This is a genomic window from Nocardioides sp. YIM B13467, assembly GCF_042788075.1.
Classification (GTDB): Bacteria; Actinomycetota; Actinomycetes; order Propionibacteriales; family Nocardioidaceae; genus Nocardioides.
In genome coordinates, this window is record NZ_JBHZPJ010000023.1 from 26984 (window position 1) to 37232 (window position 10249).

9 protein-coding genes and 1 pseudogene are annotated in these 10249 nt (G+C 65.0%); 4 read left to right on the plus strand and 6 right to left on the minus strand.

The window, feature by feature from the left end:
* Window positions 1–53: 53 nt before the first annotated feature.
* From ACFX43_RS05680 to ACFX43_RS05690, 3 genes and pseudogenes are all read left to right on the plus strand, one after another.
* On the plus strand, window positions 54–1727 hold the full coding sequence (locus tag ACFX43_RS05680) for a (2,3-dihydroxybenzoyl)adenylate synthase (protein WP_378818033.1): 1674 nt from the start codon (window positions 54–56) through the stop codon (window positions 1725–1727).
* Entirely contained in the window at window positions 1724–2464 is a 741-nt protein-coding gene (locus ACFX43_RS05685; protein WP_378818036.1) for an SDR family NAD(P)-dependent oxidoreductase, read from the plus strand. Before ACFX43_RS05680 ends, ACFX43_RS05685 begins: the two co-directional genes overlap by 4 nt.
* Before the next feature lie 891 nt (window positions 2465–3355).
* Window positions 3356–3706 (plus strand): annotated as a pseudogene (locus ACFX43_RS05690) (helix-turn-helix domain-containing protein); the annotation flags it as partial.
* Window positions 3707–3799: 93 nt separating this feature from the next.
* On the opposite strand, the gene ACFX43_RS05695 reads toward ACFX43_RS05690, so the two are convergent.
* The 6 genes from ACFX43_RS05695 to ACFX43_RS05720 form a co-directional block, all read right to left on the minus strand.
* On the minus strand, window positions 3800–4576 hold the full coding sequence (locus ACFX43_RS05695) for an IclR family transcriptional regulator (protein WP_378818057.1): 777 nt from the start codon (window positions 4574–4576) through the stop codon (window positions 3800–3802).
* 16 nt (window positions 4577–4592) lie between these two features.
* Entirely contained in the window at window positions 4593–5894 is a 1302-nt protein-coding gene (locus tag ACFX43_RS05700) for an SRPBCC family protein (RefSeq protein WP_378818039.1), read from the minus strand.
* A 72-nt stretch (window positions 5895–5966) separates the two neighbouring features.
* Window positions 5967–6989, minus strand: a complete 1023-nt coding sequence (locus ACFX43_RS05705) for an amidohydrolase family protein (RefSeq protein WP_378818042.1) — start codon at window positions 6987–6989, stop codon at window positions 5967–5969.
* Between the two features lie 15 nt (window positions 6990–7004).
* Window positions 7005–7544 (minus strand): aromatic-ring-hydroxylating dioxygenase subunit beta, encoded by a 540-nt coding sequence (locus ACFX43_RS05710; RefSeq protein WP_378818045.1) that lies wholly within the window; start codon window positions 7542–7544, stop codon window positions 7005–7007.
* Window positions 7541–8281 (minus strand): alpha/beta hydrolase, encoded by a 741-nt coding sequence (locus ACFX43_RS05715; RefSeq protein ID WP_378818048.1) that lies wholly within the window; start codon window positions 8279–8281, stop codon window positions 7541–7543. The genes ACFX43_RS05710 and ACFX43_RS05715 overlap by 4 nt, the downstream gene beginning before the upstream one ends.
* Entirely contained in the window at window positions 8278–8490 is a 213-nt protein-coding gene (locus ACFX43_RS05720; RefSeq protein WP_378818050.1) for a tautomerase family protein, read from the minus strand. Before ACFX43_RS05720 ends, ACFX43_RS05715 begins: the two co-directional genes overlap by 4 nt.
* Window positions 8491–8851: 361 nt before the next feature.
* Between ACFX43_RS05720 and ACFX43_RS05725 the strand changes: the two genes are divergently transcribed.
* Window positions 8852–10195, plus strand: a complete 1344-nt coding sequence (locus ACFX43_RS05725; protein ID WP_378818052.1) for an MFS transporter — start codon at window positions 8852–8854, stop codon at window positions 10193–10195.
* Window positions 10196–10249: the final 54 nt, after the last annotated feature.

Here is a 10249-nt window from a genome sequence, read left to right on the forward strand (position 1 = left end):
GACTGATGTCGACGGTCACAGGGCCGTCGCGGCGAGATGCCGAGGGGCAGAGGATGGGCAGCATCGACTGGTCGGGACGAGTCGTCCCGTTCCCGCAGGAGCTCGTGTCGACGTACCGCGCCGAAGGTCTCTGGGGGACGCTCCCCATCGCGGCCGAGTTTCGCGCGGTCGCCGAGAAGTACGCCGCGCGCGACGCGGTCATCACCTCAGAGGGTCGGCTCTCCTATGCCGAGCTCGACGAGCGGGCCGACCGCGTGGCCGCCGGACTTGTCGAGCTCGGCCTCGAACCCGGGGATCGCGTCCTGTTCCAGGTCACCAACCGACTCCCGACGGTCGTCGCCTGGTACGCCGTTCTCAAGGCCGGCCTCATCCCGGTCTGCACGCTGGCCGTACACCGTGCGCACGAGATCGGAACGATCGCGGAGCGCACCGGCGCCGTCGCGCACCTGGTCGAGTCGGGGACCCGCGGCTTCGACCTCGTCGCCTTCGCCGAGGAGCAGCAGGCCGAGCATCCCCAGTTACGTCATCTCCTCACGATCGCGGCCGGCCCCGACCGGGCAGGAACTCGGATCGAGGATCTCGGCCAGCACCTGGATGCCGCCACCGCCCGCAAGATCGTCGACTCCATTCAGGCGGGCATCGACCCTGACGAAGTCGCGGTCTTCCAGCTGTCGGGAGGAACGACCGGCGTCCCGAAGGTCATCCCACGCCTGCACGCCGAGTACTGGTACAACGCACGCGCCTACGCCGCCGCGTGGGATTGGGACGAAAGCACGCGCAACGGTCACCTGATCCCGCTGATCCACAACGCCGGGATCGTCTGCGGACTGCACGGCCCCCACAGTGTCGGGGGCGCGCTCATCCTCGCGACCCCCGACCTCTCCGAGGCTCTTCCACTCCTCGCAGCTTCCCGGGTCACCGACGTGCTCCTCGGCCACGGCCACTACAACGCCGTCCGCTCCCCCGAGTTCGACGAGCTCGCACCGACCCTTCGGACGGTGGTGCTCTCAGGCGCAAAGGTGCCCCTTCCGATCTTCGAGCGTCTGGAGGGGCTCGGTATCTGGAGCGGTCAGCTGTTCGGGATGGGCGAGGGGTTCTTCGCGGTCACACCGCTCGACGCACCCCGTGAGGCCCGCCTCACGACGGTCGGCTCCGGACTCTCTCCCGCGGACTCATTCGCCGTCATGGCCCCCGGTTCCGAGGACGAGGTTGCCGACGGAGAGGTAGGAGAGCTCTGCTGCGCCGGGCCCTACACACTGCGCGGATACTTCGATGCCCCCGAGCACAATCTCGGCGCGTTCACCTCGACCGGCCTCTATCGGACCGGAGACCTAGTCGCCGTGCAGACCTACGGGACCTCACGATTCCTCTCGGTCGAGGGGCGACTCAAAGACGTCATCAACCGCGGAGGCGAGAAGATCAATGCCGAGGAGGTCGAGGTCCTGCTGCTGCGCCACCCCGACATCATCGGCGCTGCCGTCGTAGCCATGCCCGACGAGAGACTCGGCGAGCGGTCGTGTGCTTATCTCGTCGGACGCGGAGGGCCGCTCTCCATGGCCGAAATCCAACGTCACCTCGACGGTCTCGGCGTGGCCAAATTCAAATGGCCCGAGCGGCTCGAGTGGATCGAGGAGATGCCCAAGACAGCGGTGGGCAAGATCGACAAGAAGCGTCTGCACGCTCAGATCGCTGCCCGGGTCGATGACGAACGGCGCTCACTGGCATGAGCGCCCCCGCCGCACTCGTGACCGGCGGCTCGGCAGGCATCGGACTGGCGATCGCCGCCATGCTCGTCGACCAGGGCTGGTCGGTGACCTTGGTAGGCCGCGACCGCAACAAGCTGCTGAGCGCCGCTGCCGACCTCGGAACCGACCACGTCCACATCGTTGCCGCCAACTTGGCGACCGACGTTGCCAAGGATGTGGTCGCCGAGCACGTACGCCGTCACGCTCGGTTGGACCTTCTGGTCAACAACGCCGGTGCCGGCCTCATCGGCCCGATCCAGCAGAAGACCTCCAAGGAGCTCGACCTGGAGCTCACGCTGAACCTCCGCAGCACTGTGAGACTCATCCAGGAAGCTCTACCTCAGCTGAGCGACGCCGCCAGGAGCAACGGCGCGAGCTGGATCATCAACGTCAGCTCGATGACGGCTACCGAGACGCCCCCGTACGCGTCCGTCTACTCCGCCACCAAGGCAGCCCTGGTTGCCCTCTCGAGCTCCCTCCATGCCGAGCTGAGCCCCGACGGCATCCACATCACCGCACTGACACCCGGACTCGTCGACACCCCAGGCACCAACTGGGCGCCCGAACACACGCGTGATCGCATGATCCCAGCCGAAGACGTTGCCGCAGCTGTTCGCTTCCTGCTGGGCCAGTCGCCCCGCTGCTTCGTGCCGGTCCTGCCACTCGTGACGGCGGGGTCGGGGATGCACGAACTGGTCGACTGGCGTGCGTCAGGTTGATTCGCTCGCCATGCCGCACCGAATCGGCGACGTGATCCTGGCCGCGCCTGTCGCATGACGCCGTTCGACGCAGAGAATGTCCGCCAATGTCCGACCTGCCGCGGTCATACCCCAGCTGGTAGGACAACAGAGCCAAGAAATCGTCCTGGATGTCCAGCGGTCCAACAGTGTGCACCTCATCCATATGGCACGGGCTCTGGACCGAACATGGCGAAGCGGATACGTAATCGGGACGCGTATTGACCTGGACATGACGTCGCCAATCGAACGTCGCATCACGAATTGACACGTTCCAAGCGGGAACGCCGCCGACTTCTAGGCGATGTTTGAGAAAACTCGACGCCTTAGAAACCATCCACACCTACACCAGACTCGAATATGGTTCTTACGGGCGCCTAGGAACCGGTGCCTTTCGACCGCCCTCGCCGGACGCCTTGATACCTACCCACATGAAGAGTGACCTATTCACCCTGGCCAATACCGGTGCATCGACTGCGGCGCCGACGACGGCGTCGTGCGTTCACCTGCCGCTCCCGTCGTGTCATGGTGTCTGAGAACTACCACCAGCAGAGGCGAAAACCCTGTCCCCGGCATACATTCAGGACAGATGACGCCGTCATCAGACATATGTCCGGCTGAGCCGATCAGGAGATCAGTCGTGCCACCACCTCAGCAGTTCGGCGGCTGCCGCACGAGCCTGACTAGCACCCTTGTCGGCCGCGACATCGATGAAACGGGCATCGAGCAGGTCTCCTGGCGCCTAATGAAAGGGCTCGGCGACGATCACGCGGACCCGGTACCCGCGCTCGGCGAGCCGAGCGCGACTCCCTGTGGCAGGTGCTGGACCTGCTCGAGGCCGCCTATGCGCAGTGGAGCGAACGGCCATCGGAGATGCAGGTGGAGCTCCTGCGCCATCTCCTGGCCGTCCTCGTGCTGCGACTGGCCGCCGCGCAGGGCACGCAGCGGCAGTCGATCGACGGGGACGCGTTCCCGCGCTTTCAGGCCGCAGTCGAGCGGGACTTCGCGCGCACCCATCGTGTCGCCGACTACGCCGCCCAACTCGGCTACAGCGTGCGCACCCTGACCAGGGCCAGCCAGGCAGCGGTCGGCTGTGGCGCCAAGCGTTTCATCGACGACCGGGTGCTGCTGGAAGCCAAGCGCCTGCTCATGCACACCGACCTGCCCGCAGCGTCAATCTCCCAGCGGGTGGGCTTCCGCGAGGCCACCGCGTCACGAAGTTCTTCTGCCAGAACGCGAAGCAGACCCCCACGGAGTTCCGCGACCGCTACGTCATTTGACTCGTCCGTGGCTGGCGGTTTGACCAGGGCACGTCCCTCAAGCATCTCGAAGCACCCGCGCATTCATAGTCCGGCTGATACTCAGGGCAGCTGTTCTCACTGCGTAGGAAATTTGCTGTGGCCGCAGCCGATGGCTTGGCCCGGTGATGGAAATGGCCGCAACCGCACGGCCCGTGGAGTCAAGGACCGGCGCACCGATGCAGACGATGCCTGCGACCCCCTCCCCTCGGTCGTAGGCAACGCCCTGATCTCGCACCGAAGCCAGTTCCCGAACGAACCGGGGCGCCGTCGTGATGGTCGCGGAAGTTGCCGCAGGCATCGGCGATCGAAGCACGAGGTCAACGGCATCAGCATCACTGAATGCCAAGATCGCCTTGCCCAGTGCGCTCTGGTACGCAGGGAGCCTGGACCCAACCCTCGAAGGCGCCTCAGCGCTGCGCGGCCCCGTGAGTTTCTCGACGTAAACGATTTCTGTGCCATCGAGCACCCCAAGCTGGACGATCTCGTGGGTCGCCGCTAGCAGATCCGACATTAGAGGTAGAGCGATGTCTCGTAGCCGACGTGAGGCTGGGACCTGCTGTCCCAACTCGAAGAGGTGAAAGCCCAAGGTGTAGCCGGCATCGTCATGCTCGAGCAGCCGGTGTCGCACAAGTTCGGCGGCTAACCGGTGCACAGTCGGCTTCGCCATCCCGGTGAGTGCCGCCAGCCTGGTCAACCCAACAGGGCGCTGCTGCCGCGACACGGTTTCCACGATGAGTACTAAGCGATCGGAGACCGAGCGATGCTGGCCGGCCTCCTCGGTCCCCAGTCGCATCTAGGATGCCTCGGCCTTAACCCTCCACGAGATCGCGCCAGTGTCGCCAGAAGGTTCGCTGCTGGATCTCGTCCGATGCCGCGAGCGGCTCTCCGGACCGTTCCTTCTCGATGCCCCTGGAGATGTCGGACCAGGGAGCTTCTGTCGCCGTTTGGAAGCCGATCTGGCACGACTCGCACGCCTCCATGTCGTCAGGCGTCGCCAGCCCACCTGGTCCCTGGAATGTGATGTAGGAGTCCAGACGACGTGCTCGAACGTCCTCCGGTTCCCCCTTCGTGGCCAGACTCCACTGAGCGATCCGGGTCTGGCCGGCGGAGGTAGGCGTGATGGTCCGGATCACTATTCCCATGATGTCGTTGATGACGAGGTTGGGAAAAACCAGCAAGTTTCGGTCGGTCTCAGCGATCCGGCGAGACCGCTCGGGGCCAAACCGCTGCTCGAGGTCCTTGCGCTGATCGTCGATCCACGCCTTGTTCTCCTCGCCCATGGCCGGCGTCCACCGTGCAACCGGCCTCGCCCACGGGCCCTCGACGGTGATGACTGCGTGCCCCCCACCCAGCGCTTCAGCCTCCGTCGCCTTTCGGGGGTCAAGGAACGATCCTTCCGCCTCCTTGAGGTAGTCAAAGTAGGTCCTGTGAAGCGGAAGCAGATGGTAGCCGTCAAGGCTGTTCTCAACGAACAGCTTCCAGTTCGCTGCCATCGAGTACTCGTGCATCCCGTCGACGACCTCCATCTCAGGAGACTGGTCCGCAACGAGATCGATGTACTCGCGCGCCTGACCCAGGTACGTCGGAAGGTCGACTGCGTCCGGGTCGAAACAACAGAACACGAATCCGCGATAGACGTCGACCTTGGGTGGGCTGAGGAGCGAGAAACGCGTGCGGTCGAACTCGGCCCCGTAGCCAGCCTCGTCGGGCAGCGCGCTGAGCTCACCGGTGCTGGAGTAGGTCCAGGCGTGGTAGAAGCAAGATAGGCCCTTCGCGTTTCCCTCGGGCACCCGACAAAGGAGCGCGCCCCGGTGCCGGCAGCTGTTCAGATACACCTGCAGCTCGCCGCTGACGTCGCGCCAGAAGATGAGGGGACGTCCTACTACCTCTCGTGCAAGGTAGTCACCGTTGTTTGGGAGCTCGGATTCGTGCCCCACGTAGAGCCAGCACTTGTCGAAGATGGCGCGACGCTCGGCTTCGAAGACCGACTCGTCAACAAGCGAGCGTCGATCGACCTGGAAGAATCCTTCCTCTATGCGGTCATCGACCATCGAGGCGAACTCGTTCGCTGGGGTGGGTGCGTCTGCAGGAGACGGCATGATCTGGGTCATCGGAGTCCTTCTTCCAGGGTTGAATCGGTTTGGTGCAGCCACCCTTAGGAGCGAGGCGGCCGGGTTGGGGGGTCACAGATAGGGCGTGCTGGGCCTCTGCGCCGCCGGGATTTGTTCGAGAAGCTTGTGAGGGTTGTCCACTCGAATGACGTGTTCGCACGCAGGTGGCAAGGGGCTGGCGCGAAGCACGGAATCGACATCTCCTCGCAGGAATGGGTAGTCCGTTCCGTAGACGACGCGGTCGATACCGACCGTCCTGATGAGGCTCGCGAGAAGGTCGGGGTCGAACACGAGATGGTCGAACCACATCCGCCGGGCATACTCGTGCGCATGGCGCGGCATGAGCTCGCCGAGGGCCGGAACCATCCCGCGCATGAACTCGAGTCGAGCGAGAGAGGCGGCCATTCCGCCCCCGCCGTGGCTGATCAGCAGTTTGAGTCCGGGGTGCCGTTCCATAACGCCGTTGGCGATCAGGCCTGCGACAGCTTCACCAATGCGGGCTGGGAAGACCGCACCTGTTCCCGCCATGCCATTCGAGAAGCCGGAGGTGTCGCCTACAGAGTGAATGAACACCAGGAGCCCGAGTTCCTCTGCCGCGGCGAAAAAGTCCTCGTACTGCTCACCGAAGATGGGGCCAAGTGGACTGGCGCAGGGGATCTCGACGCCGGCGAGCCCCAGTTGTGCGATCTGGTGCAGGAGATCAGGCATCAGGTCGGGCGCCTGCACCGGAACGAGACCAAGGCCGATGAAAAGCCCCGGGAACCGATGCACCTCGCCCGCGAGCCACTCGTTGAAGGCGGCACAGTACTCGCTGGCGTCATTTCGCGGCGCCCAGGTCGCGAAGAGCTCCGGCATCGCGGAAAGCACCTGGCCTCGTGAGCCGTTCGCCTGCACCTCTTCGGCGCGAGCATCTAGATCGAACGCGACCCGGCGGACCGTGCGGAAGATCTGGTGGTCGACGACGACGTCGCCCGTCGCCGCGTCGGCAGACGAAAGGCGAAGTTGTGCCCAGCGGGCGTCGCGTTCCACGAGCCGTGGCACGAACGGGATCGTTGGTGGGACGACGTGGGTGTGGATGTCGTAGCCGTTGATCATCTGTGCGCTCCAGATTCAGAGAACGATCGAGACGGTGCCACCAGCGTCGATGACTGGATGCCCGAGTCGAGCGATTCGCTCGATGATGCGGAACCCGAGTCCACCATCGCTCTGCTCAACCGAGCGCAGGCGATGTGTGTACGTGCCGACGAAGTGGTCGACCTCGCCGAGCCGAGCGCGCAGGATGGTGAAGGTGCTTCGAACCGCGACGATCTCGCCGTCCTGAGCGACAACGTGCACGTTGCTGACCTGTCGGGTGGTGTATGACTTCGGGCTCTCAGCGTGAGCGTGCTTGCTCTTGAGCCGGGTCACTCGTCCGCGGATGAGCTGCAGGTCGTCGTTGACGACGTGGAGCGTCGAGCGGGGGTCCCCGTTCTCGTATCCCCAAGCCGGCACCCGGTACTTGATGGAGTCGTCCATGAGCTCGAGCCACTCGTCGAGTCGCCAATCATCGAGCAGCGCGGCCTCGCGATACAGGAAGTCCGCTACGCGACTGTTGAGTTCGTGGTCGAACGAGTTGCCGACGGCCGGGGCTTCGGAGGTGGAAACGGTCATGAGGTCGCTCCTTTTGCATTCAGGTGGTGGTCGGGTGTGTGCGCCGTGCCGAGTCCGGCGAGAACGTCTGCAAGTTGGGCTGGGCGGCTGAGGAAGAGGCTGTGTCCGCCCTCAATCCAGATCGGCTCCACGCCCAGACGCTCGGCCGAGGCGGCAGCCGCCCATGTCGTCGAAACCGCCCGGTCGTCGCGACCCATGACGTAGTACGTGGGCACCTTAGGAAACGACAGGACCGGTGACCTCTCGGCGACCGGATCGGACGCCTGTGGCCGCAATCTGGCGGAGGTCCGCGCGGCCACGTCGTCGGCGCAGTCATGGAAGAACAAGTCAGATGCGACCTTCGCCGGCCAGAATGTCCGTTGCTGCTCGTCGCGCTGCTGGAACGGGAGAGCGTGACTGTAGAACCAGTCAGCCATCGGCCTGTCCCCGAGTTGATCACGCCAGCTGCGTCCGGGATCGGGGAGCAGAGCGGCCAGATACACACAGGCTTTGACCGAAGCCAGGGGCGGCACCAGCGGTAGGATCAGGCCGGCGAGCGAGTGGCCGACGATCACGCTTCCCTCCGGCACGACAGCAGCGGCAATGACCTCGGCATAGGACTGAGCTCCCCGGCCCGGGACATCTGTCGGCATGCTCACGGCGGTCGCCTCATGGCCCCAATGGCCAAGCTCCGCGATGAGTGACTCCCAGCACCAGGCGTCGTGCCAGCCGCCGTGGGCGAGGACAAAGTGGGTCACGACGAGGCCCCCGTCGCTTTCTTGTTGCGCTCAGCCAGGATCTCTCCGCCCGCTGCGATCTCGGTCGACGGAACCTCGACCAGCCACACGCGCACGGCGGCCTCGCTGACCTGAACCGCTTCCGCGGCAGCCCGGGACACGGCGAGAACGAGTTCGCGCTTCTGCTCGGCGGTCCTACCTGTACCTAGGACGACCTGAATGAAAGGCATGGATCACTCCTGACGATACGACGGGATTGTCGTGACGGTGATGGCCACCGACGACCGCGGCATCCGTGGTCGGCGGCAGCCTGGGACTGTTGGTGCGGACCTCACGTCGGGACAGGGCCTCGGGCGTCCTGCAAGGGGACGCGACGGGATCGGCCACGGCGTGCTCCACATGCGGTGAACTGTGGCTACGGTCACAGCTGGCCAACAACAAAGCGGACCGTCCAATGGACCTGCTCCGGCGTAGCGAGAAATACGCGGTCCGTGCAATGAACCGGACGACCCCGCCATCCAGCCCACGAGTCGCATGCTGCGCGGAAGCCGGCCGAAGCCAGTCAAGGCCGATTTCCCGAGAAGGTGTCATATGAGTTTGAGAGAACAAATCGACCGCCAACCCATGACCCGGTTCCAGGTCAAAGTGGTAGCCCTGTGTCTGGCCATGAACATCGTCGAAGGTTTCGACCTCCTGGTCATGGCCTTCGCTGCATCCGCAGTAGCCGCGGACTGGCAACTGTCCGGGTCACAGATCGGGCTTCTGCTCAGCGCGGGCCTGATCGGGGCCGTCGTCGGCTCGACGGCGCTTGCCCCCCTGGCCGATCGAATCGGTCGGCGACCGCTCGTGCTTCTGAGCCTGACCATCGCGACTGCAGGCATGGTGCTGTCCACCCTGGCAAGCGGGATCAGCACACTGGGTTTCTTCCGATTCCTGACCGGAGTGGGCGTCGGCGGTGTCATTGCAGGACTACCCGTCATCGTGTCGGAGTACAGCAACCTGCGTGCCCGAGGGACCTCGATTGCGTTCTTCGCCGTGGGTCTTCCTCTCGGGGGCGTCCTGGGCGGCTCAATCGCCGCCCTGGTAACCGCGCAGTACGGATGGCGCGCCACGTTCGCCCTCGGCGCGGTACTCAGCGTGATCACCATCGCCATCGTGTTCCGCGCCCTACCGGAGTCCCTGGACTACCTCACCGCGCGGCGCCCGGCAGATTCCCTCAAGCGCATCAACACGATCCTTGCTCGCATGAACATGCGACCGCTCGCCGAACTGCCTGCATCCACGCGGTCTGCAGCTGTCGGGGTTCGTTCTGCCATCTTCCGAGGTCGGAACGGAATCCGAACAGGCCTTTTGTGGCTGATGTTCTTCAGCCTGCTGTCTGGACTGTACTTCGCCGCGAACTGGACCCCCCGACTCCTCGAGCAAAGTGGGCTCTCCGCCCAGCAGGGAATCAGTGGCGGCATCGTTCTCAACATCGGCGGTGTGGTCGGAATCCTTATCGTCACCGTGCTCGCTCTTCGTGCACCGAGCGCGGTCATCGCCGCCGTCACCATCGCGGGTGCCGGTCTGGCGTTCCTGGGAATGGTTGTCGCCTTCGGCAGCCTTGCTCCCTCGCTCGGGGCCGCGGTCGCGATTGGCTTGATGCTGAATGCCAACGGGGCAGCTGTGCACGCGATCGCACCCGCCATGTACCCCGTCGAAGTGCGCACCACTGGCATGGGCTGGGCATCGGCTTTCGGCCGAATAGGGGCTATCTCTGCACCGATCGTGGCGGGTGTCCTGGTCGACCGCGGGTGGAGTGGGCCTCAACTGTTCGCGGCGTTCTCCGTGCCCCTGTTCTTGGCAGCAGTCGCGACGATCGCACTACTGGCCATCCGTCCGGCCGCGCGACCAGCGAGCGATTACGCCACTGACGCCCAGCAGGCGCCCGCCTGATTCGACCTGCCGCCGGCACGCTCGGGAAGTGCCGGCGGCACGGCGCGGGGGGGG

Excerpts from the sequence above, each read along its gene's own strand:
- ACFX43_RS05705 (WP_378818042.1), bottom strand. The coding sequence starts at position 6,989 with ATGATCAACGGCTACGACATCCACACCCACGTCGTCCCACCAACGATC.
- ACFX43_RS05710 (WP_378818045.1), bottom strand. The coding sequence starts at position 7,544 with ATGACCGTTTCCACCTCCGAAGCCCCGGCCGTCGGCAACTCGTTCGAC.
- ACFX43_RS05720 (WP_378818050.1), bottom strand. The coding sequence starts at position 8,490 with ATGCCTTTCATTCAGGTCGTCCTAGGTACAGGTAGGACCGCCGAGCAG.
- ACFX43_RS05695 (WP_378818057.1), bottom strand. The coding sequence starts at position 4,576 with ATGCGACTGGGGACCGAGGAGGCCGGCCAGCATCGCTCGGTCTCCGAT.
- ACFX43_RS05700 (WP_378818039.1), bottom strand. The coding sequence starts at position 5,894 with ATGACCCAGATCATGCCGTCTCCTGCAGACGCACCCACCCCAGCGAAC.
- ACFX43_RS05680 (WP_378818033.1), top strand. The coding sequence starts at position 54 with ATGGGCAGCATCGACTGGTCGGGACGAGTCGTCCCGTTCCCGCAGGAG.
- ACFX43_RS05725 (WP_378818052.1), top strand. The coding sequence starts at position 8,852 with ATGAGTTTGAGAGAACAAATCGACCGCCAACCCATGACCCGGTTCCAG.
- ACFX43_RS05685 (WP_378818036.1), top strand. The coding sequence starts at position 1,724 with ATGAGCGCCCCCGCCGCACTCGTGACCGGCGGCTCGGCAGGCATCGGA.